This window comes from Parabacteroides sp. AF39-10AC (genome assembly GCF_003635405.1).
GTDB lineage: Bacteria > Bacteroidota > Bacteroidia > Bacteroidales > Tannerellaceae > Parabacteroides > Parabacteroides distasonis.
Window position 1 is genome coordinate 19,486 of sequence record NZ_QTLP01000007.1, and the last position, 26,323, is coordinate 45,808.

A 26,323-nucleotide genomic window follows, 5' to 3' on the forward strand; every position below is an offset into this window, starting at 1 on the left:
GCCGAGCCTGTATAAAAAGCACCCAATAAAATCAATATCGGTAGGTTTCGCATCTCTGTTCTGAAAGATTCCTTTTTTGCTAGAAGCATACCCGATAAGGCGATGGCCGCGAATAAGAAACGATAGAACAATATCGAATCAAACCGCATACCCTTCTCCATAAGAGGCAATGTAAACAAAGGGATTAAACCGAATGTAACAGAAGTCGCTATTCCATAAGCGAAACCTTTTAGATTATTATTCATATTATACTTTTTGATAAAATGACCGCAAACATACGAAAAAGTCTTGAAATCTTGAAAACAACCTTCTCCTGTCGCTTGTTTTTATCAAAAATGATGTTTATGAGATATTTCTTTATTTTATTTGCGATTGCCGGCTTGCTTATTAATCCTTCCGCTGCAGAGGCTTGCACCGGTATTACCTTAAAAAGCAAGGACAGTACGACTATTGTAGCACGTACGATAGAATGGGGTGGAAGTAATTTGAACAGCCAGTATGTCGTGGTTCCAAGAGGATACACCGAACGATCGTATACTCCGAATGGGGTTGATGGAATGACTTTCACGGCACGTTATGGATATGTGGGCTTGGCAGTGGAGCAAAAGGAATTTATCGCTGAAGGACTCAATGAGGTTGGGTTATCGGCTGGATTGTTTTATTTTCCAAAGTACGGTGAATATGAGAAATATAATGCCGCAGTTCGGGATAAAAGTATCTCTGATCTGCAATTAGTGTCTTGGCTGTTGGGGGAATGTTCAAATGTAGAGGAGGTGAAAGAGGCTGTTAAGAAAGTGCATGTTATCAATATATATCCCCGTGCGTCTACCGTTCATTGGCGGTTTGCCGAGCCGTCGGGGTGTCAACTGGTTCTTGAGATTATTAAGGGTGAGCTACACTTCTATGAGAATACGTTAGGAGTTCTGACTAATTCTCCCAGTTTCGAGTGGCATCTGACGAACCTGAATAATTATGTTAATCTTTTCCCGGGTACGGCCCCCAATCAACAATTAGGAAATATCGAGTTGTCTTCATTGGGTGCGGGAAGCGGTTTCCTTGGGATTCCGGGCGACGTAACTCCACCGTCACGTTTCGTTCGTGCGGCTTTTTACCAAGCTTCGGCCCCACAACAAGAAACCGCATTGGAAACGGTCTTCCAGTGTTTCCAGATATTGAATAATTTTGATATTCCCGTAGGGATCGAATTCCCATTAGGGCAAGTACCTTGCGATATACCGAGCGCTACTCAATGGACTTCGGTTACGGATATGCGAAACCATGTGATTTATTACCGTACGATGTACAATAGCGTTATTCGGAATATAGATTTACGTTCCATTGATTTCTCCACGGTTCGTTATCGTGCGGTATCCATGGATGGGACGAAGCGACAAGCGGTTGAAACGATCAAAATAGAATAGGGCAGGGAGCTCTTTGGGGGATATCTCGTAAGTCAATAGGATAGGTGATAAAACTCAATGGAATAGGAAACATAACTCAATGGATTACGTTCCCTATTCTATTGGGTTTCGACTGATGATCTAAATCTTATAATAGTAATCCGGCCGCAACTTCCTCCGCAACCGCGTCACCTTTTAGTACAGATACTAAAGCTAGGCCAAAATTGAATACCAAGCCCGGTCCTCTACCGGTTACCACATTTCCATCTACCTCGACAGCCTCGCCTGTTACCGTGGCACCAATCAATTTCGGTTCGAACCCGGGGTAGCAAGTCGCTTTACGGCCTTTTAATAAGCCAAGGCCGCCCAATACCATCGGGGCGGCGCAGATAGCGGCTACGATACCTCCTTGGCGATATTGTTGCAATAAGGCCTCCTTTACCGCCTCAGACTCGTTTAGATTGGATGCTCCGGGCATACCTCCCGGTAAGATCAAGGCGTCTATACCTGAAAAATCAGTTTCGGAAAGTAGGGCATCTGCCATATATTCCATATGATGGGCACCCACCACTTTACGGTCGTCTGTGATGGAGACTGTTTTCGTGTCTATACCTCCGCGACGCAAAATGTCTACGGTTCCCGTGGCTTCCATTTCCTCGAAGCCATTCGCTAAGAATACGATCGCTTTCTTCATAAGATTCAATTATTTAAATTTGTACACGTAAGTAATAGTACCACTCTGGTTATTAGCGCCACTGATACTGTTGAACTTCGCCTTTCGAGCTGCGTCCAAAGCGCTTTTACGCATGGAGGCGTTGTCGATATTAGTTCCCCGGCCTACCTCGGCAAATATAACATTGCCTTTCGGATCTACGGTTATATTGATAACAATACGACCTTCTTCTTGGATCGTGTAAGCGGGACGAGGGAGACCTCCGGCACCAATGGAACGGCCGTTCAAATTAAATGATCCGTAACCGCCTACGCCTTCATTCGCCCCGTGATCAGAGTTACCGAACGGACTTCCTTGGTTACCGGTTCCGCTTTCAGCGTCGCCTTGGCTGTTACCCTCGGCGTTTCCCATACCAAAAGCTCCGGCCACCTTGTTGCTAATGGCCTGTTCCTTCTTGCGGCGTTCCTCGGCCAGACGCTTCTTCTCGGCTTCTTCCCGGCGGATACGTTCTTTCTCCTCCTCTTCTTTCCGTTTCTTCTCAGCCTCTTGTTTCTTGCGTTTCTCTTCCTCTTTCTTCTTTTTAGCGTCCTCAAGGGCTACGCTTTCCTCGATATCTTGAGTGATGAGTTCCTGCTTGGGTGTTTCCACTTGCGGCTCCGGTACGGGAGGAGGGGGAGTGGTCGTTTCCTGAGGCGGTTCTTGCCCGGTATACTTGGGCTCGAACATTCCGGCGGCGGCATCTACATTCCCGAAATTAACGAGTACACCCCCGTCTTCATCCGGTACCTCGGTTTTCAATACGGTAAACCAAAGTATCAGTAGAATGACACCGTGAAAAGCAACGGTACCGATTAAACTGTATATGTCATCCTTATTCAGTCTCATATCTGTTATTTCTGCGGACGGGTGGCAAGCACCATCTTGAATTTATTCTCGTTCGCTATATTCAGTATCTTTACAATCTCTTTGTAAGGCACGGTCTCGTCGGCATATAAGGCGACGAACATCTCCGGTTCCTTCGCGTAACTATCTTGCAAGAAAGGAGTGATCTCATCAAATGAGACCTGTACCTCTTTTTGCTTTCCAAATGCCACGTAGTAATTCAAGTTCGCGTCTATCGTTACCCTCGTAAGAGGTTTCGCCGCTGTTTGCTTTTGCGCTTGCGGCAAGGTAACCTTGATGGCGTTCGGGATTACTACGGTAGAGGTAACCATGAAGAAGATCAGCAAGAGGAATATGACGTCGGTCATAGAGGCCATGCTGAACGCTTCGTTTACCTTTGTTCTTCTTTTTAGAGCCATAATTTTTTATAATTGAAAATTGAAAATGGAGAATTGAAAATTAAATAGAGGAGAGTTGGCTCATCTTCAATTTTCAATTCTCCATTATCAATTAATTAGCCGGTTCATTTAATAAATCCATGAATTCCATCGTACGAGCCTCCATCTTGTTCACGACGTTATCTACTTGAGATACCAGATAGTTGTACGCGAACAATGTAATGATACCAACTACCAGACCGCCAACGGTTGTTACCAAGGCCTCATAGATACCGCCGGATAATAGGGAGACATCAACATTGGTGCCTGCGTTTGCCATATCGAAGAAAGCACGTACCATACCGGTTACTGTCCCAAGGAAACCAAGCATGGGAGCGCCGGCGGCGGTCGTCGCGATCAAGGGGAAACCTTTTTCCAGTTTAGCGATCTCCAAATTTCCGACATTCTCGATCGCTACGAGCACATCGTTCATCGGACGGCCCAAACGGGTAATGCCTTTCTCGATCATACGGGCGGAAGGTGTGTTGGTGCTCCGGCATAAATTGAGAGCCGAGTCCACTTTTCCTTCATGGATATAGTCCTTAATACGATTCATGAACGTCTCGTCTTCTTTTCCCGCACGGCGAATGATGATCAGACGTTGAACAAAAATATAAATAGCCATCAGAGAGAGCAGTAACAATACCACCATAATCCAACCTCCCTTAAAGGCAAGGTCTATCACATTGATTTCCGCTTCCGTAGGAAGGGTTACAGCCGTTAAATCCGGCATTTGATCTGCCGCCTGAGAGCCCACGGCCTGTAGTGAAAGTAAAATACTCATCGTTTTGAATTATAGGTTATAATTTTCAATATTCAATTCTTCTCCATTCTCAATTATTCAAGCATGCCTTGTATAAAGCGATCGTCTCTTGCAAACCATGATAGAGCGCATCACAAATCAAGGCATGGCCGATAGAAACCTCCTCCAGCCAAGGGATATTCTTGTTGAAGAAAGCCAGATTTTCTAAGCTCAAGTCGTGTCCGGCATTTACGCCTAATCCTAAGTTTTTAGCTAATTGAGCGGCCTCTACAAAAGGAGCGATCGCTTTGTCACGATCTTCCGGATAAAAGGTCGCATAAGGTTCCGTATATAGCTCAATACGGTCCGTACCTGTTTTCGCCGCTAGTTCGATATTCGCCAAGTCTGTTCCGACGAAGATGGATGTACGGATTCCTTGTGAGGTAAAGGTGTCTACCAATTCGCTTAAGTAATCGAAATTGTCCTTTACGTTCCAACCTGAGTTCGACGTGATGGCATCCGGAGCGTCCGGAACCAGTGTGACTTGGGTCGGTTTTACCTTCAATACCAAGTCGATGAATTTATCACAAGGATAACCTTCTATGTTAAATTCTGTCCGGATAAGAGGTTTTAGTCCATAAACATCGCTATAGCGTATGTGTCGTTCATCCGGACGGGGATGAACCGTAATTCCTTGTGCCCCGAATAATTCACAGTCTTGCGCTACTTTCAGCACGTTTGGCATATTGCCACCTCTCGCGTTACGAATAGTAGCAACCTTGTTAATGTTTACACTTAAATTTGTCATTGTATATCGTATATCTTTTTTCTTTCATTACATTTGCACAAAAGTATCGGCAAATTTAGCAGGATTTAGGGAATTAACAGAATAATGTTGGTGAAAGATTTCATAACAAAGGAAATTCCGGTGTTAAAAAGTTTTGACACAGCGGAATATGCGTTGGCGTTAATGGAGGATTTTAAACTCAAGCATCTTCCGTTATTGAGTGATAACGCATACCAGTGTTTAGTGTCGGAAAAAGACTTATTGGCGCTGCCGGATCCTTCGGCTACGATCGGTGAGCCGGTTTTATTCGCTCCGGCGATTTCGGAAAATGGACATTTACATGAAGCGTTGGCAATGATAACCCGATATGGATTGAGCCTGTTGCCTGTGGTTTCCGTGGACGGAACTTATTTGGGGGCGATTACCCGGGATCGTTTGGTAGATGCTTTATCCGAGCTATGTAATGCGGAGGCGGCTGGAAGCGTGATCGTATTGGAAATGATGCCACAGGATTATTCATTAACGGATATCGCCCGTTTGGTAGAGGCGAATAATGCCCATGTCCTTAATTTGTTATCCCATCAAGATAAAGATACGGGCCGTCTGCTTATAACCCTTAAGATTGATTTGGAAGATGCCTCTCCCGTGATCCGTAGTTTCGAGCGTTTCAATTATACGGTGCTTTATCATTTTATGGAGAAGGGGATGGTGGATGATATGTTGCAGCAGCGGATGAATGAGTTATTACATTATATGAATATGTAAAGTAAGGAGCGTAGAATGAAAGTTGGAATATTTGGAAGTGAATATCAGATCGAGAGACAGAATCTGATTAAACGCTTGTTTGAGAAGCTTCGTGAACAAGAGGCTGATATTTATGTGGACAGCCCTTTTTATACATTCCTTACCGATGCTTTTGGTTTTGAGCCAGTGGTGAGCGGGCTATTAGTGGGTGATGAGTTTGATCTGGATATAGCGCTTAGCGTGGGAGGAGATGGTACGTTCCTTCGTACGGCGGCCCGGGTAAATAAACAGGATATTCCTATTTTAGGTATTAATACCGGACGGCTAGGCTTCCTTGCGGATGTCAGCAGTAATGAGGTTGAGGATACGCTGGATGAGATTTTTAAGAATTACTATAAGGTAGAGGAACGAACCCTCTTGCGTTTATATACGGAAGACCGTGCGTTTCGCGGATATAATTACGCCTTGAATGAGATCGCCGTGCTGAAGCGTGATAGTTCCTCGATGATTACGATTCATACATTCTTGAATGGGGAATATCTGACTTCTTATCAGGCGGATGGTTTGGTAGTGGCTACACCTACCGGTTCCACGGCCTATTCGATGAGCGTAAATGGGCCGATTATCGTCCCGCAAAGTAATAGCATTGTCTTGAGTCCGGTCGCTCCGCATTCCTTGAACGTGCGTCCGTTGGTGATTCCGGATTCAGATATAATAACGCTTCGGGTAGAGAGCCGGAATAAATATTTTCTGATCTCTTTGGATGGACGTTCGGAAATATTCCCGGCAGGTATCGAATTAAAGATGAGCAAGGCCGATTATACGACGAAAGTCATCAAGCGCTATAACCATACTTTTTATCAGACGCTTCGGGAAAAATTAATGTGGGGGGCAGATGTGCGAATGAAATAATATTGTGTGCGTCCAGTCTTTGTCCAAATAGTAGCGGATAGTATTGTATTTTGTAAGCTGTTGATAAATAGACTTTTCCGTATGGATAAACTGAGCGTATCTTATGGATTTTGTCCAGTTTTTCTATTATGGGGTAAAAAATAGGGGGTATTCGATGTCCAGCTATGTCCTCTATTTGTCCAGTGCCCTTTTTTGACACACGCTTTTTAACTCTTTACTTTTGTCGGCAGATTAAATCTAGCTTAATGGAAGTATTTTCAATTATTATTCCTGTCTACAATCGTCCGGAGGAGATAGACGATTTATTAAACAGCCTTACCCGGCAGACATATGTACATTTTGAGGTTATCGTAGTGGACGACGGTTCTTCTATACCTTGTGAGCCCATAGTCAATGCCTATAATAACCGCTTGAGGATTCGCTATTTCTATATAGAGAATTCAGGTCCAGGCTTGGCTCGCAATCAAGGGGTACGTTATGCGGAAGGAGAGATCGTGATTGTCTTGGATTCGGATTGTATCGTTCCGGCCAGCTATCTGGAACAAGTACACGAGTCCTTAATGCGTTATAAGGTGGATGCCTTTGGTGGTGCTGACAGGGCGCATTCTTCTTTTTCCGCTATACAGAAAGCGGTCAATTACTCGATGACTTCTTTTTTTACGACAGGAGGGATCCGAGGAAGCCGGAGGCATTTAGATGCATTCTATCCCCGGAGTTTTAATATGGGAATGCGGAAAGAGGTGTATGAAGCCTTGGGTGGTTTCTCTGATATGCGTTATGGAGAGGATATAGATTTTAGTATCCGGATTTTTGCGGCAGGCTATAAATGCCGTTATTTTCCGGGCGCTTGGGTCTATCATAAGCGAAGAACAAATTTCGTCCAGTTTTTCCGGCAAGTATGGCATTCGGGGTACGCTAGGATTATCTTGTACCAGAAGTACCCGGAATCATTGAAATGGGTACATTGCCTGCCGGCCTTATTTGTGGTAGGTCTGCTGGGGGTATGTATTTCCGCTTTTTTCGTTCCAAAGGTATGGGGGCTATTGTTATTTTATATTTCGCTGATCTTTTTTGACGCTTTAGTGAGAAATAAGAACGGAATCGTTGCGTTGTTATCTATCATAGCGGCTTTTGTCCAATTGATCGGATATGGGACAGGCTTTTTGGAAGCGATTTGGAGAGAGGGAATTCTAAGAAAGAAGTATTAAGATAATAAATACTATTTATATGAAGTTTGCGCTGCACACATCTACTGCCATAAGCTCGGTTCTAAAGGAGCCGGAGCATTTCTATGTAGATATTTATTATCTGATCATTTTAATCATCGTCGCTTTTACCCTGCTTCTGTTATCTTTTTTGCGTTATCACCTTTATAAGACAAAAAAGGAGAAAGAACTGAGAGAAATAGCGAGTCTTGTGGATAAAAATGAAATCTTGATACAACGTTATAGTCGTGAGATGTCGCACATCAAGGAGCAATTGGAAGCGAAGGAGAAATGTTTGAAGGAATACCAGCATGCGGCTCAGTGGAAAGCGCATCGTGACGTGGAATCCTTGATCAAGGAAAAGGAGCGTTTGGCGAAGTGTTTGCTGGAACAGTTGGATACGTTCAAGAAGCTGAAGATACTTTCTAAATCGGAAACGATATTGCCGGATTCAGATTGGAGAAACTTGATCGAGATCGTAAATACTCTTTATGATGATTTTATAAGTCGTTTACGTGTCGCTTATCCGGATTTGACGGAGGATGCCATTCGTTTTTGTTGCTTGATCAAATTGCGGCTAACTTCGGCGGAGCTGATGTCAGTCTTGAATGTGACGAAGGATGCTATCTATAAACGCAAATTTCGTTTGAAAAAAGAATTGATGCCAGATGATGATACTCGTTCCCTCGACGATTTCTTGGGAAGCTATTAGATCTGAACGAATAGTTTTCTTGTTAATAACTATGTTTTAGGGCATGATTTCGTTAAATCGAGTTAAGTGAATGAATTTTGCAAATAATTCAGTATGCTACATAACATAAAACCACCTATATTTGCACTGCGTTTTTCATGGTATTAGATTTAAGGTTAACAATTGAGATTGGCTGTCCGTGACGGATAGCCTTTTTTGTATAGAGGCATGAATACACGAATTTTTGAGAACACTGCTTAAGCGCCCCTTTCCGAGGGTAACATCCATACTTTCAAAGTAAGCTAATTTCATCGGCAAAGTAAGTTGACTTGCTTTGGTATTTCAGTTAACTTACTTTGTCAATGAAGCTAACTGTATTTTTGTGATCTTTTTCGGTTATTCTTTGTCTGTTTCGATTTTGTATACAATTGATGTGTTTTTGTACGCTTTTAGTTTAGTTATGCATTTAATAGTCAATTTTTTATTATATAATTTTGTCTTGTATTTTTTTATGATTTCCTTGGTTAGCTGTTAGCACCAATTGATATATAAGGTTTGATGGCTAATAGAAGAGGGGGTAAGGAAAGAAAAATATCAAACGAATATACTTGGGACCTTAACGGACAGAACAAAATATAATATTATTCTGTTGATTGTTGTTGGAGGTAAGATTTCGTATTCCCTTAATTTATAAGAGTATATGCAAGAGAATAGGTATAATACATGTGATCGTTTTTTAGGCGGATTAGAAAAAGACTTTATTATTACGGAACAGATTGAAGATAGTCCATTGACTTCAGAACCTTCTTTTTTGGATTACGGGATAATAGCAGTATGTAATAGAGGTAGTGCGATCATTCATTTGCTTGATAATAAGCATGTATGGAATAAGAATGAATTGATTTTCTTATTTCCGAGACAGTTATGCTCAATGCGGAACGTGAGTGAGGACTTCTCGGCGAAGTTTATCATCATACCACATGTACTACATGGGGATGTATTAAGTTCCTTACGTCATTTTGATCCGGGATTTCATTTTTTCGTGAAGGATCATTTTTACTATAATATAGAGGATAATAATGGTATTGAGCGTTTTCAATCATTTTGCAAATTGATAGAGAATGAGCTTGAGCGGTATCGGGGTAATGGGCTTCTGAGGGAGCGGATTATATGTTACTTGGGGATTTTTTACATGGATGTTTACGACTATTATGTGAAAGTGCGTAAGAAAATCCCTTTCAGGACTAGTTTGAGAAAAGAGCAATTGATCTATGATTTCTGTAGTCTCGTGGCAGAGAATTTCAAGAATCACAAGAATGTCGGATTTTATGCGGATAAATTGAATATAACGACAACTTATTTAAGTGCGATCATGAATGAAAGGTGTGGCATTTCAGCCAAGGAGTTTTTATCTATCTATATAGTGTTAGAGGTAAAGTCGTTGCTACGTGACTCTCGATTAAATATACAGGAGATCGCTATATTGACTAATTTTCCGTCTCAATCGACATTGAATCGCTTTTTTCGTCAACGGACGGGAATGACTCTTTCTCAATATCGAAAACATATATTTTCAACATAATTATGTTTGATTTTCATATTATTTCTATAACTTTAAACTTCTGCTGCAATCGTTATTATCGTTCATTTGTTGTATAAATAATAGAGGAGATTGCTTGATTGATTTAAAGTTGGGAATTAGTGGTTATAATTTAATATGACGATGGGACAATGTAATAAAATGCTAGAGGAAATGAGCTTTAATGCCCTATTCCAGAAATTACCTGTTGGAATTGAAGTTTATGACGAGAGGGGGCAGCTAGTGGATCTCAATAGGACGGACGAGAATTTGTTCGCTATAAGCCGGAAGGATATTATGGGAATAAATCTTTTCGAGAATCCTAATTTTCCAGAGGACAAGATCGCTCGTCTGAAACAGGGAGAAATGGTTGTGTTCGATTGTAATTATGAATTTGATAATATACAAACGAATGAGTACTATAACATAGACCCAAAAAAGGAAGGTACAAATTTACGTCTGTCTATTAAATGTGTGCCGTTGAAAGGAGAGGCTGAAGATATCTGTGGATATGTACTAATGTTTACGGATGAGACGGAAGAATATCAAAAGTCGGAGAAAGTAGAGGAACTGTTCACGAAGTTGAAAACGGTTATGCGTTGCAGTGATTCCTTGCTGTGGGAATATGATGTTAAAACCGATAAGATGCATATCGATCTGGATTTACGTGTTTTAGGTAATAAATCCAGATTGAGAGCAAGTAACTTGACAACGAAAAAAGATTTTTGTGAGATCGTACATCCGGAAGATCGGGAAAGGGTACTTGTACAAGGCTTTGAAAAGATTGTTACGGGTGAGATCGGTGAATATAGTATTCAATACCGACAGCTTTTTGAGGGGCAATATGTTTGGGTGAGAGCGTATGCGTACCCTTATAAATATGATGAGGCGGGAAGACCAGCGAAAATCCTTTATTACTTGATGGACATAACGGATGAGATCGCCATGCAAGATAAATTGCGCTGGGTGGAACGAGAGCGTCAACGGAAAGAATATGAGTTAGCTAAGGCTAAAGAGGCGAATCGGCTTAAGTCTATGTTCTTGGCGAATATGAGTCATGAGATCCGTACGCCTTTAAATGCTATTGTTGGTTTTGCGAATATACTGGCAGAGACCAAGGAGATAGAGGAGGAGGAACGAGAGTTTTATGTGGATATCATTGACAAGAATAGTGAATTGCTTCTGCAATTGATTGAGGATATCCTTGATTTCTCAAAGATTGAGGCGGGAACCTTTGACATTACGAAGAGAAATTTTGATTTTAAGGAGATCTGTGAGGAAACTTATGCGGTACATGCCTTGAAGATTCCGAAAAACGTTCGATTTGTTTTCGACCAGGGCTCACAACCCGTGACCGTTTTCTCAGATCCGAAACGAGTCGTACAGGTTATTTCTAATTTCTTGACAAATGCGATTAAGTTTACTTCGGAAGGTGAGATCAAATTAGCCTATAAGGTATCGAATGATGAAATACGAGTTTCGGTCTCGGATACGGGAATGGGAATCTCGGAGGAAGATTGTAGAACTATATTCGATCGCTTTGTTAAGTTGAACGCTTGCAAACAAGGTACCGGATTAGGATTGGCGATTTGCAAAAATATTATCGAGAAACTAGGGGGACGAATCGGGGTAGAATCTACATTGGGAGTAGGTTCCACTTTTTGGTTTACCTTGCCTTTGAAGGAGATTAAAGAGAATGAACCTAAGTTCTAAGGGGATATATATTATTTTACGGATATGTTTTAAAGCATGGTTTTTGTTAAATCTGGTTAAGGATATGAGATTTGCAAATAAAATATTATGCTACATAACATAAAACCTCTATATTTGCACTGTGTTTTTCATGGTATTAGATTTAAGGTTAACAATTGAGATTGGCTGTCCGTGATGGATAGCCTTTTTTGTTTCAAAAAATCATAACCATGAGATTTTAGGAGTGTAGCTGAAGGTTTTTTCGTAAATTTGCGCTCCGTTTGTAATACTAGATCCTGTATTTAAGTGTATGAAAAGAGTATTCTGTCCAAAATGTGATAATCAGTTGTCTTTTGATGAGACCAAATATCCGGAAGGGAAGGTATTAGCCTTCGTCTGTCCGCAGTGTGGAGCGCAATTTAAGATTAAATTGGGCCGAAAGGTGGTGAAGACGGCTACCGGTGAGGAAAAAGAGGTGAAGGAACCGGATTTCTCTTGCGGTTATATTACCATTATCGAGAATGGTTTTGCTTTTAAGCAAGATCTACCATTAGTGATGGGAGATAATGTGATTGGTCGCCGTAATAAGGATACGGAAGGTGTAGATGTCCCTATTATCACGAGCGATCCAAGTATGGGGCGTAAGCATTGTGTGATTAATGTAAAGAAAGACACTAATGGCAAGTTCGTTTATATGGTGCGTGACTTTCCTAGCTTGACCGGGACTTTTGTGAAAAATGTATTGGTCGGTAAAAAAGAACAAGTACGTATCGGGGAGGGTACGATCGTAACGATTGGCGCTACTACTTTTATCTTACATTCGGCGAACGAGGGAGAAGAAGAGGAATAAATATAAAAAACTTCAGAGGCTGTTCCCGTTAATGATCTCGATCTTTAACTTCGGGTCGGAATGATGGCAGATAAGGGATTTTGGCGTTTGTTTTGGGAGTGAGTTATAAGATATATGCTCATTCCGGGATACAGCTCTGAAGTATCACTGAGAAAACAAGGCTCATAGGTATTAAGATTAAGCCGATTAACATAAAGAAATGAAAAGAACCGAAAGAATAGTTGTATTAACTATGGTTAAAATAGGCTCTTAGGGTTTGTTTTTCTAGAAATTAGCTAACTTTTTGTGTGGTTTTTGAAATGTTAATGAGCACGAGGTTAAATAGAAATATGGACAGTCATGGAGCAGGTTCCTAAACAACAGCCGGTAAATAAAACAGCATTCCGGGTATTGGTGGCGTTAAGTGTTACGCATTGTTTGAATGATTCGTTGCAATCCGTTATCTCGGCGGTTTATCCACTTTTCAAGGATGATTTAGCGTTGAGCTTCGCCCAAATCGGGTTGATTACGCTTGTTTATCAATTATCCGCTTCTGTTTTCCAGCCTATAACCGGTTTGGTTTTTGATAAGCGTCCCGTGGCTTGGTCGTTACCTATTGGTATGAGTTTTACGTTGGTCGGCTTGTTGAATCTCGCTTTTTCCTCTACGCTCCATTGGGTCTTGATCTCCGTATTCTTGATAGGTATCGGGTCTTCGGTTTTGCATCCGGAAGCGTCCCGGATCACCTCGCTAGCGTCGGGAGGGCGTAGGGGATTGGCGCAATCGCTTTTTCAAGTGGGTGGTAATTTGGGCGGATCGTTAGGTCCGCTACTGGTTGCTCTATTGGTGGCGCCTTATGGACGGACTCATATCGCTTTGTTTTCTATACTAGCATTCGTCGCTATTTTGGTGATGATTCCTATCTGCCGTTGGTATAAGGCGTATTTGAGTCGGGTGAAATGGCAGAAGAAGTCGGGTGAGACGCATGTGGAGATGCCTCTTTCTTTGGGAAAAACAGTCTTTTCGATCTCGATATTGCTGACCTTGATTTTCTCTAAATATATCTATATGGCTAGTTTGAATAGCTACTATACCTTTTACTTGATCCATAAATTTGGGGTGAGTGTACAGACTTCGCAGATCTGTTTGTTCGTCTTCCTGATCGCTACGGCCATGGGAACTTTGGCGGGTGGTCCTATCGGTGATAAGATAGGACGGAAATATGTGATTTGGGGATCGATTCTAGGGGCAGCCCCATTTAGCTTGTTGATGCCGCATGTGGGATTCGTTTGGACGATCGTGCTTAGTTTTTGCGTGGGGTTGGTCTTATCATCGGCGTTCCCGGCTATTTTGTTGTATGCGCAAGAGTTGCTTCCTTATAAATTAGGTCTTATCTCGGGACTTTTCTTTGGATTTGCTTTCGGTGTGGCGGGTATAGCCTCGGCCGTATTAGGAAATATGGCGGATCATTATGGAATAGAGGCTGTCTACAACGTATGTGGCTTCATGCCTCTTTTAGGACTGGTTACTTGGTTCCTTCCCAACTTGAAAAAGAAGTAAAAACAATCCTCCCTTTTTCGCTGTTATTACTCCAACTGAACGTCAATTACTAAATGAGTTTATGGTGAGTAATATAGTATCTTACAGTATTCTTTTGCTGTATCTTCTTCCATGCGCTTCATGGAGCCAAGGGAACGATGTGGATTTAAGCTTGGAACAATCTCTCGACCTGCTTCATAAGGAAAATAAAAGCTTGAAAATAGCCGGGAAAGAAGTGGAATGGGCTCGGAATGAGCATCAAAAGCTAAACGCTTTTTGGTATCCGTCGGTGAACGCCGCGGGTGCTTTCGTACATATGTCGAATCCGATAGAGGTACGGCAGTCGCTGAGTAAATATACGGAACCGGCGAAGGAGTTTGTCCATAATTATATCCCGGATAATGAGTTGATCATGTCGGTATTGGATAAGATCGGGCAAGGTACTTTCTCGCTTCCGCTAATCTCCCAAAACATCACTTCTATAGACGCTACGGTGACGTGGCCTGTTTTCACGGGAGGAAAACGTATCTACGCGAACAAGATCGGAAAGACGATGGTCTCTATAGCGGAGGTGAATAGGAGCCAAGTGGATGCTAACCAACAATCCTTATTGATCGAGGCTTATTTCGGGCTTCGTCTGGGACAAAGCGTGGTGGACGTAAAAACAGAAGTGTACAATTCTTTGAAAACCCATTATGACCAAGCCCTTAAATTAGAGCAAAACGGGATGATCAATCGGGCCGAGCGTCTGTTCGCTCAGGTGAGTATGGACGAGGCGAAACGAGAACTGGAATCGGCCCGTAAGGATTTAGCGGTCGCCCAACAGGCGTTTAAAAGCTTGATTAATATGGAGGAGGGGAGCGACGTACGTACCACGACTCCTTTATTTATTAATGAGGCGCTTCCTCCGGCCCAATACTTCAAGGATCTGGTTCCGATGAATAATTATATAGTCAATCAATTGAAATTGCAGCAGGTTGTAGCCGATAATCAACTAAAGATCGGCCGGTCCGCTTATGTCCCGAATATCGCTTTATTCGGCAAACAGACTTTGTACGCTGATGGACTGGATAAATATTTGTTGCCTCGTACGATGGTGGGAGTTGGTTTTACGTGGAATATCTTTGACGGCTTGAATCGGGAGAAAACCATCCGGCAGGCAAAGATCGCTAGTCAGTCGCTTCATTTGGGTAAGGAGAAGGCGATTACGGATCTGGAGGTCGGTATCGATAAATTCTACAGCCAGCTACAAAATGCCTTGGACAATGTAAAAGCTTTGGATACGACGATCGAGATGAGCCGGGAACTGGTCCGGGTGCGGAAGAAATCCTTCCAAGAGGGAATGGCTACTTCTACGGAGGTAGTCGATGCTGAGGTTATGCTGGCGAAGGTGAAGACCGCTTTTCTTTTGGCTTATTATCAGTATGATGTAGCCTTGATTAATCTGCTGTCTGTCTGCGGTACGCCGGAGCAGTTCCACCAATACAAGATGGAGGGAAAGACCGAGGAGCTTTTGGGGAATTGAAAATTGAGAATTGAAAATTGAAAATTTAGGAGTTATGGATAAAACTAAGAGATATTTGAGTGTGGCCTTCGTCGCAGTCTTGGCGATTGTTATAGTTGTCTCGTTGATCGGGATGATCTTGTTGAAAAAGAAGCCGGTGATCTTGCAAGGGCAGATCGAGGCAACGGAAATACGTATCTCCGGTAAGTTACCGGGGCGTATCGATACCTTTCTGGTAAAAGAGGGACAGAATGTACGCCAAGGCGATACCTTGGTAGTCATCAATAGTCCGGAGGCATTGGCTAAATATCAACAGGTGAACGCCATGGAGAACATAGCGAAGTATCAGCACCAGAAAGTGGATGAGGGTACACGAAAGCAAATCATCGCTTCCTTGCAACAATTGTGGAATAAATCCAAATCGGATTTACAATTGGCGAAGATTACCTATGATCGGGTCAATGCCTTGTATAAAGATAGCGTGGTAACCTCACAGCGTAAAGATGAGGTGGAGGCCATGTATAAAGCGGCTGAGGCCGCCGAACGTGCCGCTTATAGCCAATATCAAATGGCGGTAGACGGGGCGCAGATACAAGATAAGGAGAGCGCCCGCTCGTTGGTGACGGCGGCACAAGGAACCGTGGAGGAGGTGGCGGCTCTCTTACAGGACGCTCGGTTGACGGCTCCGGAATCGGGACAAATCTCCGCTATCTTCCCGAAACGGGGAGAGTTGGTTGGGGCCGGGATGCCAATCATGAACTTAGTCGTATTAGATGACGTGCATGTGGTATTGAACGTACGTGAGGATCGTTTGCCTTTATTTAAGATGGGAGGAACGTTTGTCGCCGATGTACCGGCGATCGATAAGAAGGATATTGAGTTCAAGATCAATTATATCAGTCCGTTGGGCAGTTTCGCTACTTGGAAATCTACCAAGCAGACTGGTAGCTATGACTTGCGGACCTTCGAGATACATGCCTTACCGGTGGAGAAGGTGGAGGGATTGCGTCCCGGTATGTCCGTACTCTATCAACTCCCTTAATACTATCCATTTGTAGAGACGGGGCACGCCCCCGTCTCTACAACTAAATAATTTATTGTCGCTATGCTAAAGAAGAGTCCTTTCTATATGGTTTTACGTCGGGAACTGGATCGCATGGTTTCCCGGAGGTTATACTTCGGGGTGTGTATCGTGCTGCCTCTGTTCTGTATATTCTTCATGTCTACGATTTTCGGAAGCGGGCAGATGGAGAATATACCGATAGCGGTAGTGGACCAAGACAACACCTCCATGTCCCGGGAGATCATCCGGCAGGTAGAGGCGGTACCGACTTTCCGGGTAACCCGGCATTATACGGACCAAGAGACCGCTCGCCATGCTACCCAAGCAAAAGAAATCTACGGTTATCTAGTGATCCCCAATCAGTTTGAGGCGGATGCCACGGCGGGGCGTGACGCTACTTTATCGTATTATTACCACTATGCCTTGTTGAGCGTGGGCGGTGAGGTACGTGGGGCCTTCGAGACCCTGCTGCGTACGCTTTCCCTCGCCCCGGTGGTTGTGCAAGCTACGGCGATGGGGCTGGGGGAGAATCAGATAACCACCTTCCTATTACCGGTACGATCCAGTAGCCACCCGCTGTTCAACCCGGATCTGGATTATTCCGTTTATCTGAGCAATCCTTTTTTCTTTGTCTTTTTCCAAGTGATCATTTTGCTGGTTACGGTGTACGCTATCGGTAGCGAGATCAAGTTCCGGACAGGCGATGAGTGGCTGGAGGCGGCACGGATGAACATGTTCGTGGCGGTGGTGGGCAAACTGCTCCCTTATACGATTATCTTTTGTATCATGAGCGTCTTCGCTAACTATATCATGTTCGGGGTCATGCATATTCCTTTCGCTTGCGGTTTCTGGCCATTGAACTTGACGGCGATCTTATTCGTGGTCGCTACGCAAGCGTTGGCGGTATTCCTGTTCTCGTTGTTTCCCGCTATAGCGATCGTGATTAGTGTGGTGTCGATGGTCGGTTCGCTGGGGGCTACTTTATGCGGCGTTACTTTCCCGGTCGATTCCATGTACGCTCCCGTACATTACGCCTCGTACCTGTTTCCAGTACGGCATTTCGTGGAGATCAACCAGAACTTATTGTATGGCGATTACGGATTCCCTTATACATGGGTAAACGTAAGTTCGTTGTTTGCGTTTATGTTATTGGCATTGGTGCTGTTGCCACATTTGAAAACCGCTATTTTAAGTCATAAATATGAGAACATCCGATAATATGAAAGGAACCTTGGCGGATATCGCTTCCTTGGTCAAGGACGAGTTTAAGACGATCTCCACGAGCTACGCTATCTTGCTCGTCTTGGTAGGAGGTATATTTCTCTATGGCCTGCTGTATAATTATATGTATGCCCCGGATCTGGTGCGTAACGCCCCGGTGGTAGTCGTCGATGACTCAAAGACCGACTTGAGCCGGGAGTACATCCGTTTGCTGAACGCCACTCCGCAAGTCTCGGTAATCGCCGATGGTTTGGATTACGCCGAGGCGCAGGAGTGGATGAAGGAGGGGGATGCCGTAGGTATCTTGTATCTTCCCTCTGATTTCGAGACCCGGGTGGCACGAGGGAATGAGTCCCTGTTTATCATGTACCAGACGACAAGCGCTTTCCTATATTATATGGCGATGCAGGAGGCTTCCAGCGGTGCCATGTTGGCGTTGAACGATCGGTATCGTCCGGAGATGTTGGTGTTCTTGCCCCAGCAAGACGCTTCCAAGATCGTTTCGGCGCAACCCATATCAGTGGTCGGGACGGCGTTGTATAATTTTACGGAAGGATATGGAACCTATTTGATCCCGGCGGTATTGATCGTCATTATGTTCCAGACCTTGTTGATGGTGATCGGTATGATAAGCGGGGAAGAGCGGGATTCGGGTACCATCGTTCGTTTCGCCTCCGAGGGATTATCCTTTGGCCGGATCGCTAGGGTGATAATCAGCAAGACCTTTGTGTATTGCGTATTGTATACGATTTTCGCTTTGTTCTTGTTGGGCTTGATACCGCTATTGTTTGGCCTGCCGGATATCGGTAATTATCTGAACACCTTGATCCTGCTGATACCCTTCCTGCTGGCTACCAGCTTCTTTGGGCTGGCCGCCTCTTATTTCTTTACGGACTCGGAGGCTCCGTTATTGATGATCGCCTTCTTCTCGGTAGGCTTGATCTTCCTTTCCGGAGTCTCTTATCCCTTGGAATTGATGCCTTGGTATTGGCAAATGGCCCATTATATCATTCCGGCGGCTCCCGCTACGCTGGCCTATGTACAGCTCAACTCGATGGGAGCGTCGATTGAGCAAGTCGGTGTGGAGTACGTGACGTTGTGGGTGCAATGTGTCGTTTATTTCCTCTTGGCTTGCTGGGTGTACCGGCGGAATATCTTAAAGGCGAGCCGTGCCTTGTCGTCATTGTAGCTCCCGTATCCTCACGTCGATGCCGCTACCTTTCAAGGCGTCTTTCAACTCGCCGATCTTCGTATTCCCGTAATGGTAAGGGTATAAGATTTTAGGCGAGAACATCCGGGCCGCTTTCGCCGCTTGCGGGACGGTCATGGTATAAGGCTGGTTGACGGGAAGGAAAGCGATATCGATGTCTTTCAGGTCTTTCATCTCCGGGATGTCTTCCGTATCGCCGGCTATATAGACTCTTAGTTCGTCGAACGTGAGGATATAGCCATTATCCCGGTGGCGGGGGTGATATTTATCCCGGCCGGGTGTGGTGTTATAGGCGGGGACGGCCTCTATCTTCATATAGCTGATGGAGGTATCCGTATCGCCGTTTTTCAGGACCTTCCCTTTTCCCAGCTTCTTTTGGCTGTTCTCGTTGGCGATGATTTCCGTATCGCTTTTCTCGACGGCTTGTATCGCTTTCGGGTCCAGATGATCGCCATGCTCGTGGGTGATCAAGATGATATCGGCTTTCGGGAAAGTCGTATAATCGGCGTATTCGGAGACAGGATCTACCTGTATCGAATGATTGTCGTACGTAAGCATCAGGCTGCCGTGCTTGATGAACGTGATGGTCAGTTCTTTTCCGCTCTTGGTCTTGAAAGAATCCGAGGCGAAGTTACTAGCGGAGGCTAAGCTCGCCATGAATAAACTACACATAAGCATACATGATTTTAGTCTCATAATCTCGCGGTTTTTTTAGTGTTTCCGCGAATATACTCATAATAGATTAATTCCCTAATTTGTTCGCCTATCCGGTATAAATATTTACATTTGCGACGTATATTCTGATAACATGAAAACGAAATGAGAAGAATTGTTCTGTTGATTACGATTTGTTGCCAAGTATTTTGGGTGGCGGCGCAAAAGAAAGCGCCCAAATGGATGGATAAGCAACGAAAGGCGGTGGTTACCGTCACTACTTATGGAAAAGATAACCAGAAGAAAGCGTCCGGTACGGGATTTTTCATTACCGAGACCGGTGAGGCGTTGTCCGGCTATTCCTTGTTTAAGGACGCAGCGAGGGCGACCGTGACCGACGCCGACGGAAAAGAATATCCGGTAAGCCGCATCTTGGGGGCTGATGAATTATATGATGTGATCAAGTTCAAGGTAGAGGTTCCGAAGAAAGCTGTGTTCTTGCCGATCGCCCGTGAGCCGATCTCGCAAGGAGTTATCGCTTATCTGATGCCTTACTCGACCGGTAAGATCACGAAGTTCGGGGAAGGACCGGTCTCGGAGGTCAGTAAGTTGAAGGAGCCGTTCAGCTATTATAAATTGTCGATGGCGCTGGAGAGCGGGCAGGTAAACGCTCCTGTATTGACGGCGGACGGCGAGGTGTTCGGCTTGGCGCAGGAAGATGCGTCGGGGAAGAAAGAAGATTCCTATGCGGTCTCGGCGGGATACGCGAATAGCCTGACGATCCAGTCGGCGGACGCCTTTAATTCCACCTATAGCCGGATTGGTATCCGGAAGGCGTGGCCGTCGGACGTGAGCCAAGCGCAGGTTTCCTTATATCTGATGGCAAGCTCGCAAGACCCAAAGACGTATCTGGCTACCTTGAATGATTTCATCGCCACTTTCCCGGATTCTCCCGACGGGTATTTGAACCGTGCCAATCATTACGCTTACCACCGTGCGGATCTGGCTCCTACGGAGGCCGAGCAGGGGGCTTGTCTGGATAAGGCGTTGGAAGATATAAACACGGCTTCCCGCTTCAGCGAGCGGAAAGGGGATGTCTGGTTCAACCGAGCCAAGCTGATCTACGGCGTGGCCGCTGCGGATACGACCTTGAATAAGGAGCAGTGGACCGTCGATGCCGCTACCGAGGCGATACAAAAAGCGATCGGGGAGGAGGACTTGCCGGTCTATCGCCAATTGGAAGGGGACATCCATTTTTATAAAGGAGATTTCGAGCAGGCGTTCGATGATTATATGAAGGTGAACGATAGCGATATGGCATCCTCTACCTCTTGGTATTGGGCGGCGAAGGCGAAGGCGAATATCCGGGGCGCTAACTTCGGGGATATCATCGCCTTGCTGGATAGCGCCATCGCCAAATGCGGCAACCCGCCAACGAACGAGGCCGCTCCCTATATCTTGGAACGGGTGGATCTCCGCTTGAAACTGATGCAATACAAGGAGGCCGTGGACGATTATGATTTATACTACGATCTCTTGAAAGGACAGGTCGGCGACCGCTTCTTCTATTACCGCGAGCAAGCGAAGTTCCGCATGAACGATTTCCCCGGCGCCTTGGCCGATATCCAATCCGCGATCCGCTTGAATCCGGGCGACCCGACTTATCCGGCGGAGGAAGCGTCCGTATATATCCGTATGGAAAACTATGATCAGGCGTTGAGGAGCTTAGAGAATGCCTTGCGGATCGCTCCGGATTTCGCCTCTTGCTACCGTCTGCGAGGCATCTGCTACGTCCGTCAGGGTAAGAAGGCGGAAGCGTGCGAGGCTTTCAACAAGGCGAAGGAGTTGGGTGATCCTGTCGTGGACAAATTAATAAAGGAACATTGTAAGTGACGAGATATCCGGGCAGGTATGCACGTCCGTATCTACCCAGCTGTACGTCCGTATCTGTCCGGTTGCAAGTCCGTATCTGTCCGGTTGCAGGTCCGTATCTGTCCGGTTGCACGTCCGTATCTACCCGGTTGCAGGTCCGTATCTGTCCGGTTGCAGGTCCGTATCTGCGCGGTTGCAGGTCCGTATCTGCGCGGTTGCAGGAATGTATCTGCCCGGATGTAAGGCACCGCTTATCTCCCTATGAACTTCTTGAACGCCTCTACCTTGTCGTTCAATATCAATTCCTCCGGAAATCGTGTCTCTTGCAATAACTCGTAGATATGATCGTACCGGGCTATATCGAAAGATATATGCGCGTCGCTACCTAAAATCACAGGAACCTCGTATTTCTTGCATAGGCGCAAGATCGTGAGGTTATTATCCCGGGCGGTGAGTTTCTTGCGGACCGGGTTGAGAGAGCTGTTGTTGATCTCCAGCAACGTGTGATGCTCTTTGGACGCTAATACGATAGGCTCGAAATCCACCTCGGCCGTGCCGTCTCCCGGGTGGCTGATGATGTGGACATGCGGGTTGCGGATCGCCCCGATCATCGCCTCCGTATTCTGCTCGACCGTTCCCGGTTTGTAGCAAAGCGAGTGGATGCCCGCTATCCGGATATCCAGCATCGGGAAGTACTCCTCGCCCAGATCGATCGTACCCTTATAATCGATGATGTTCAATTCCGCTCCGAGCAATAACTCGACACCGTATATCCGGCGGGGAACCACGTGCAGGTTGCGGAAGTAAATCGGGGAGCACGTCCCCGGTATGCCGGGGGCATGCTCTGTTATACCTAGTAACTTCAATCCTTTCTCGGAGGCGGCCGCTGCCATTTCTTGCAGGGTGCTAAAGGCATGCCCACTGGCTACCGTATGGGTATGCACGTCAAGTAACGTCTTCATAAATTCGTCTTTAACCTACCCGCGAAGGTAGTTATTATTTGGTGGATACCCAATTCCCGGATAAAATAAGCGTCGTGCGAGATCAGCAAGATCGTGCCCCTGTACGCACGGACCATGGAGGTGATAATCTCGATGCTTTGGATGTCGAGATTATTGGTCGGCTCATCTAGGATAAACAGGTCCGGAGTCTGGTTACTGATCATCAAGCAACAGAATGCCAACCTCATTTTCTCGCCTCCGCTCAGCTTCCCGCAGCTCTTCTCCCACGTGTCGTGCGGGAAGAGGAAACGGTTTAGCAATGTCTTGATCTCGTGCTCTTGGAAATGACGCTCGTTGAAGGCTTGCGCTTGCTCGTACACCGTCCGGTCGTTCCGGACGATCGAGTATTCTTGGTCGATATAGATAGAGGAGAAATCCGCACGGATCAAGGAACCGCTACGAGGCGGTAACTGGCCGGTAATCAACTTCAGCAAAGTCGTCTTGCCTGAACCGTTATCGCCTTGTATCAGCCACCGTTCCCCACTCTTGATCTGGAAGCTCATCGGGGAGGGCCATAGATCGCCGGCCTCGGCGTAACCGAAATTGATCTCCTTGGCGGTAACCAATATCTTGCCTTCGTGTAAGCCGGATGCGCTGAAATCCAGTTTCATGCCTTGAAGGTCGGGTAGGGAGGAGCGCATTTGCTTTAGCTCGTTGGCAAGGTTCTCCATCTTGTCCTCGTGAACCTCTTTTAGTTTGGAGGCGCTTTTCTCGGCGTTCTCCTTCAATCCGCCCATCATGATCCGGGGGATTCCTTTCCGGATGCTTTGTTTCTTTCCCCGGGATTCATGCTTTTGTTTTCGCTCGGCTACCTCACGGGTGGTTTTCCTGACCCTGCGAAGCTCTTTCTCCTTCGCTTCCAGTTTCTCTTGCATGGAAGCCTGTTCCTGTTCTTTTTGTTCCTTGTAGAAATCATAATTACCCCCGTAAAGGGTGATCCCCCCGACGGATAATTCCGCTATGGAAGCTAATAGGTTCAATAAGGTACGATCGTGGCTGACGACCAGCAAGGTGATACGGCAAGACGTGATGAAATCGTATAACTTCTCCCGGCTACGCCTATCCAGATGGTTGGTCGGCTCATCCAATAGCAGGATCGAGGGTTGGTGGATCTCGATTCCGGAGAGGAAAACCTTGGTTTTCTCGCCTCCGCTTAATGTGCGCATCGGTTGGGAGAGGAGGATATGCTCCAAACCCCAAGCGTGCAGGGCGGCGAGGCTCCGTTCCTCGATCGTCCAGTCATCCGCCAGCGTATTGAAATTAGAGAGGGAGGCGTCGCCCTCAGTGATCGCCCGCAAGGCTTCTAGTTTCCCGTCGATACGTAAGGCCTGAGCCACCGTCAGGTTATCATATTGCCCGAAATGCTGGGGTACGTAATAGGGTGGGGTCGGATAGATAATCTCCCCTTCCTGCGCTTGCAAGGTTCCAGCCAAGATACGGAGGAAGGTAGATTTTCCCGATCCGTTGTTTCCGACTAAGGCTACCTTTTGCCCCTTGTTGATCGTTAAGTCGATCCCCTTGAATAAGACTTGATTGTCCGGATGTATATACGTGATTTTTTGCGCTACGATACTCATAGTGTGAACTGATTTAAAATGTGAGATACTAAAATGGATAAAAAATACCGATGATGATCGGTCTTGCGATAGCCTCGAGTATGTCGTCACGAAATCAGCTCTATACGGATAGAGGGCTTTCCGGATGGAAAGAACGACATCTTGAGATAAATTAAGCGGCTATTCTCATTGGAGTAATTATATAGTTATATAGGGACGCAAAGGTAGGAATAGTTTTGGGTTTAGGCAAATGAGTATATACTTTCATGTACAAAAGGGTATGCTTTTGCCCTTGAAAGTATATACTTATGGGGATAAAGCCTAGAATTTCTTTGTTTGCTTCAGGATATAGAACTTGGCTAAGTCGCCCGTGATGGGTTGCTTCTGCTGGTCCAGCATTTTCAGTTGGCCTTCCTCTACCTTATAATACGTGATGTCTCCCCCTTCTTGTTTCGTTGTCAAGACGTTACCGTCCAGCGTGTAAGTTCCTTTATCATTAAAAATACCGTCTTTCTCGTCAATATATTCGGAGCGGAGGGTAAAGGTTTTATCCTTGTTCAATGTCAAGGTCGTTTTAATACCCGGCGAGCTGGCGGCCGGTAATGTCCCTTCGTAAACACCCCAGTAATCCAAGGAAGTCTCTGCGTTGTGCATATCCGGTACTTGGGCGGTTTCCTGCTTGTTCTTGTCTGTTTGCGTGGCGTCTGCCTTTGGGTTGCCGCTACAGCTGAATAGGGCTGCGGCTACCGCTACTACTAATACATATTTTTTCATGTCATTCAATTGAATTATAAGTTCTCGTTATTTAAAACCAGTTTGTAGGTTGTTTTGTTGCGTACCGATATTCAAATAATAAGGATCGTGTCTGGGTTCCATCTGGCGAAAAAGCATTATCTTTGTGTTGTAAAACATAGATAACATTTTTATTCGTAAGATTATGTCATTACCAAACGATCCGATGATGCTATTCAGCTTCGTCAATATGAAACTTCGTGACAATTATTCTTCCCTCGACGATTTATGCGAGGATTTGCAAGTGAACAAGAAATCCCTTCTTACAAAGCTTAAAGACGCTGGTTTTGAATACAGCCCGGAGCATAATAAGTTCTGGTGATCGGGAGTGATCCTAGCCCGGTAAACCTATGAGATCCGAACCATAAGTCAATGACTTACGTATCGTAATCCATTGACTTACGATGCGTAATCCAATGGATCGCATACCCCGGTCGACAAGGTTGTCTCCATCAAGTCTCATTCGATATAGTTCTTGACGATCTCTTTCCGGTCCGTATACTTCGGATACTTAAAAGCCGGTATGCCGAGCGCCATGATCGCTTGTATCTTGCCGTCGATCCCTAGAGTCTTGGCGAGCGTATCTTTTCCTTCCTGCCGGATAGCGGTGAGCACAAAGCCCATATAGATCTGGCTTACCCCAAGCGATTGCGCCATCAAGGAGGCGTTTTGATAAGCGAGGTTAGCGTCCTCACTTCCGAATCGGTTGGACTTCGGTGTATGGATCAGTAGCAGGGCGGTGGCTTTCCGGAGAATCGGATCTTTACCCGCCTTGTGTTCCTCTTTCAACCGATTGAATACCGGTACGTATTTATAGACATCCTTCATAAACGGCTTGACCACACATTTCACGACGGGATTCAATAATAGCTTCGCCAAGGAGTCGAACACGCCTATCGTATAATCGCTCACCTGCCGTAGCTTTTGCGGATCGGTGACGACGGTGAACGAGAGGCTTTGGGAGTTTGTCGCCGTCGGCGCAGAATGAGCGGCCTCCACGATCTTGTCCAGCATCTCCTTGGGGACGGGCCTCGAGGTCAATGTCCGGTTGGAACGGCGTGACTTGATCAGCAACATCACCTGCTCCGGCGTAGGCATTTGGCTGTAATCGATCGTATGCGTTTTCTCCGGCGGGAATTCGCTGTGCGACACGGAGCCCGTCGGACATACGTCCACGCAATGCCCGCAAACGATGCAGCTTTCCACACGTACCAGCCCGATCGTCTCTCCGGCCCTTTCTTGCGTGAATATATCCGAAGGGCATACCCGTACGCATTTCCCGCATTTGATGCAACTCTCTTGGTCTATGTTTAGTGTCATCCTTTTCCTCCTTTTGAT

28 protein-coding genes are annotated in these 26,323 nt (G+C 45.5%); 16 read left to right on the top strand and 12 right to left on the bottom strand.

The features are described from left to right. Nucleotides 1-245, bottom strand: a 245-nt coding sequence (locus tag DW033_RS24880; protein WP_233554158.1) for an EamA family transporter, incomplete at its 3' end; no start/stop codon positions are given. Nucleotides 246-344: 99 nt separating this feature from the next. Between DW033_RS24880 and DW033_RS08090 the strand changes: the two genes are divergently transcribed. Continuing rightward, complete coding sequence (locus tag DW033_RS08090; RefSeq protein WP_122382677.1) at nucleotides 345-1,421, top strand: linear amide C-N hydrolase; 1,077 nt, start codon at nucleotides 345-347, stop codon at nucleotides 1,419-1,421. A 127-nt stretch (nucleotides 1,422-1,548) separates the two neighbouring features. Here the strand turns inward: DW033_RS08090 and DW033_RS08095 are convergent, their stop codons facing one another. From DW033_RS08095 to DW033_RS08115, 5 genes are all read right to left on the bottom strand, one after another. Then, complete coding sequence (locus tag DW033_RS08095) at nucleotides 1,549-2,094, bottom strand: DJ-1 family glyoxalase III (protein WP_008771764.1); 546 nt, start codon at nucleotides 2,092-2,094, stop codon at nucleotides 1,549-1,551. A 9-nt stretch (nucleotides 2,095-2,103) separates the two neighbouring features. Further along, nucleotides 2,104-2,958 carry an energy transducer TonB gene (locus tag DW033_RS08100; RefSeq protein ID WP_008771765.1) on the bottom strand — a complete coding sequence of 285 codons (855 nt, stop codon included), beginning with the start codon at nucleotides 2,956-2,958 and terminating at the stop codon, nucleotides 2,104-2,106. 5 nt (nucleotides 2,959-2,963) lie between these two features. Then, nucleotides 2,964-3,374: a biopolymer transporter ExbD gene (locus DW033_RS08105; RefSeq protein ID WP_005855860.1), complete on the bottom strand. Its 411-nt coding sequence runs from the start codon at nucleotides 3,372-3,374 to the stop codon at nucleotides 2,964-2,966. Nucleotides 3,375-3,465: 91 nt separating this feature from the next. Beyond that, nucleotides 3,466-4,176: a MotA/TolQ/ExbB proton channel family protein gene (locus DW033_RS08110; RefSeq protein ID WP_005855862.1), complete on the bottom strand. Its 711-nt coding sequence runs from the start codon at nucleotides 4,174-4,176 to the stop codon at nucleotides 3,466-3,468. 49 nt (nucleotides 4,177-4,225) lie between these two features. After that, entirely contained in the window at nucleotides 4,226-4,942 is a 717-nt protein-coding gene (locus DW033_RS08115) for a pyridoxine 5'-phosphate synthase (RefSeq protein ID WP_008771766.1), read from the bottom strand. Nucleotides 4,943-5,026: 84 nt separating this feature from the next. Between DW033_RS08115 and DW033_RS08120 the strand changes: the two genes are divergently transcribed. The 12 genes from DW033_RS08120 to DW033_RS08175 all read left to right on the top strand — a co-directional run bounded on the left by DW033_RS08120 (nucleotide 5,027) and on the right by DW033_RS08175 (nucleotide 19,089). Next, nucleotides 5,027-5,686, top strand: a complete 660-nt coding sequence (locus DW033_RS08120; protein WP_008771767.1) for a CBS domain-containing protein — start codon at nucleotides 5,027-5,029, stop codon at nucleotides 5,684-5,686. A 15-nt stretch (nucleotides 5,687-5,701) separates the two neighbouring features. Then, nucleotides 5,702-6,577, top strand: coding sequence for an NAD kinase (locus DW033_RS08125; RefSeq protein ID WP_005855867.1), 876 nt, complete (start codon nucleotides 5,702-5,704; stop codon nucleotides 6,575-6,577). 245 nt (nucleotides 6,578-6,822) lie between these two features. Continuing rightward, entirely contained in the window at nucleotides 6,823-7,785 is a 963-nt protein-coding gene (locus tag DW033_RS08130; protein WP_005868009.1) for a glycosyltransferase family 2 protein, read from the top strand. Between the two features lie 19 nt (nucleotides 7,786-7,804). Further along, nucleotides 7,805-8,494 (top strand): hypothetical protein, encoded by a 690-nt coding sequence (locus DW033_RS08135; RefSeq protein ID WP_005868012.1) that lies wholly within the window; start codon nucleotides 7,805-7,807, stop codon nucleotides 8,492-8,494. Between the two features lie 910 nt (nucleotides 8,495-9,404). Further along, entirely contained in the window at nucleotides 9,405-10,055 is a 651-nt protein-coding gene (locus tag DW033_RS08140; protein ID WP_226769897.1) for a helix-turn-helix domain-containing protein, read from the top strand. Nucleotides 10,056-10,196: 141 nt separating this feature from the next. Beyond that, nucleotides 10,197-11,765, top strand: a complete 1,569-nt coding sequence (locus DW033_RS08145; protein WP_122382678.1) for a PAS domain-containing sensor histidine kinase — start codon at nucleotides 10,197-10,199, stop codon at nucleotides 11,763-11,765. A 289-nt stretch (nucleotides 11,766-12,054) separates the two neighbouring features. Further along, on the top strand, nucleotides 12,055-12,594 hold the full coding sequence (locus DW033_RS08150; RefSeq protein WP_008771771.1) for an FHA domain-containing protein: 540 nt from the start codon (nucleotides 12,055-12,057) through the stop codon (nucleotides 12,592-12,594). 339 nt (nucleotides 12,595-12,933) lie between these two features. After that, nucleotides 12,934-14,133: an MFS transporter gene (locus DW033_RS08155; RefSeq protein WP_005868019.1), complete on the top strand. Its 1,200-nt coding sequence runs from the start codon at nucleotides 12,934-12,936 to the stop codon at nucleotides 14,131-14,133. A 61-nt stretch (nucleotides 14,134-14,194) separates the two neighbouring features. Next, entirely contained in the window at nucleotides 14,195-15,637 is a 1,443-nt protein-coding gene (locus tag DW033_RS08160; protein ID WP_005868020.1) for a TolC family protein, read from the top strand. A 34-nt stretch (nucleotides 15,638-15,671) separates the two neighbouring features. Beyond that, nucleotides 15,672-16,658, top strand: coding sequence for an HlyD family secretion protein (locus DW033_RS08165; protein ID WP_005868022.1), 987 nt, complete (start codon nucleotides 15,672-15,674; stop codon nucleotides 16,656-16,658). A gap of 63 nt (nucleotides 16,659-16,721) precedes the next feature. Next, complete coding sequence (locus DW033_RS08170) at nucleotides 16,722-17,897, top strand: ABC transporter permease (protein WP_005868023.1); 1,176 nt, start codon at nucleotides 16,722-16,724, stop codon at nucleotides 17,895-17,897. Further along, nucleotides 17,881-19,089 (top strand): ABC transporter permease, encoded by a 1,209-nt coding sequence (locus tag DW033_RS08175; protein ID WP_005855888.1) that lies wholly within the window; start codon nucleotides 17,881-17,883, stop codon nucleotides 19,087-19,089. Before DW033_RS08170 ends, DW033_RS08175 begins: the two co-directional genes overlap by 17 nt. On the opposite strand, the gene DW033_RS08180 is transcribed toward DW033_RS08175, so the two are convergent. Continuing rightward, entirely contained in the window at nucleotides 19,081-19,806 is a 726-nt protein-coding gene (locus tag DW033_RS08180) for an MBL fold metallo-hydrolase (RefSeq protein ID WP_122382635.1), read from the bottom strand. The genes DW033_RS08175 and DW033_RS08180 overlap by 9 nt on opposite strands. A 123-nt stretch (nucleotides 19,807-19,929) precedes the next feature. Between DW033_RS08180 and DW033_RS08185 the strand changes: the two genes are divergently transcribed. After that, nucleotides 19,930-21,657 carry a tetratricopeptide repeat-containing serine protease family protein gene (locus DW033_RS08185; RefSeq protein WP_048928268.1) on the top strand — a complete coding sequence of 576 codons (1,728 nt, stop codon included), beginning with the start codon at nucleotides 19,930-19,932 and terminating at the stop codon, nucleotides 21,655-21,657. Nucleotides 21,658-21,675: 18 nt separating this feature from the next. Further along, nucleotides 21,676-21,879: a hypothetical protein gene (locus DW033_RS24370; protein WP_147423671.1), complete on the top strand. Its 204-nt coding sequence runs from the start codon at nucleotides 21,676-21,678 to the stop codon at nucleotides 21,877-21,879. Between the two features lie 8 nt (nucleotides 21,880-21,887). Here the strand turns inward: DW033_RS24370 and DW033_RS08190 are convergent, their stop codons facing one another. From DW033_RS08190 to DW033_RS08200, 3 genes are all read right to left on the bottom strand, one after another. Then, nucleotides 21,888-22,598: a phosphatase gene (locus DW033_RS08190; RefSeq protein ID WP_005868026.1), complete on the bottom strand. Its 711-nt coding sequence runs from the start codon at nucleotides 22,596-22,598 to the stop codon at nucleotides 21,888-21,890. Beyond that, complete coding sequence (gene abc-f, locus DW033_RS08195) at nucleotides 22,595-24,214, bottom strand: ribosomal protection-like ABC-F family protein (RefSeq protein ID WP_122382636.1); 1,620 nt, start codon at nucleotides 24,212-24,214, stop codon at nucleotides 22,595-22,597. Before abc-f ends, DW033_RS08190 begins: the two co-directional genes overlap by 4 nt. A 300-nt stretch (nucleotides 24,215-24,514) precedes the next feature. Further along, complete coding sequence (locus tag DW033_RS08200) at nucleotides 24,515-24,967, bottom strand: copper resistance protein NlpE (RefSeq protein WP_008771778.1); 453 nt, start codon at nucleotides 24,965-24,967, stop codon at nucleotides 24,515-24,517. 163 nt (nucleotides 24,968-25,130) lie between these two features. Between DW033_RS08200 and DW033_RS08205 the strand changes: the two genes are divergently transcribed. Beyond that, nucleotides 25,131-25,307, top strand: a complete 177-nt coding sequence (locus tag DW033_RS08205) for a DUF4250 domain-containing protein (protein WP_070103480.1) — start codon at nucleotides 25,131-25,133, stop codon at nucleotides 25,305-25,307. Nucleotides 25,308-25,319: 12 nt separating this feature from the next. On the opposite strand, the gene DW033_RS25215 is transcribed toward DW033_RS08205, so the two are convergent. Both DW033_RS25215 and DW033_RS08210 read right to left on the bottom strand, forming a co-directional pair. Beyond that, complete coding sequence (locus DW033_RS25215; RefSeq protein WP_255348933.1) at nucleotides 25,320-25,448, bottom strand: hypothetical protein; 129 nt, start codon at nucleotides 25,446-25,448, stop codon at nucleotides 25,320-25,322. Continuing rightward, nucleotides 25,445-26,305, bottom strand: coding sequence for a nitroreductase family protein (locus DW033_RS08210; RefSeq protein WP_022191780.1), 861 nt, complete (start codon nucleotides 26,303-26,305; stop codon nucleotides 25,445-25,447). The genes DW033_RS25215 and DW033_RS08210 overlap by 4 nt, the downstream gene beginning before the upstream one ends. Nucleotides 26,306-26,323: the final 18 nt, after the last annotated feature.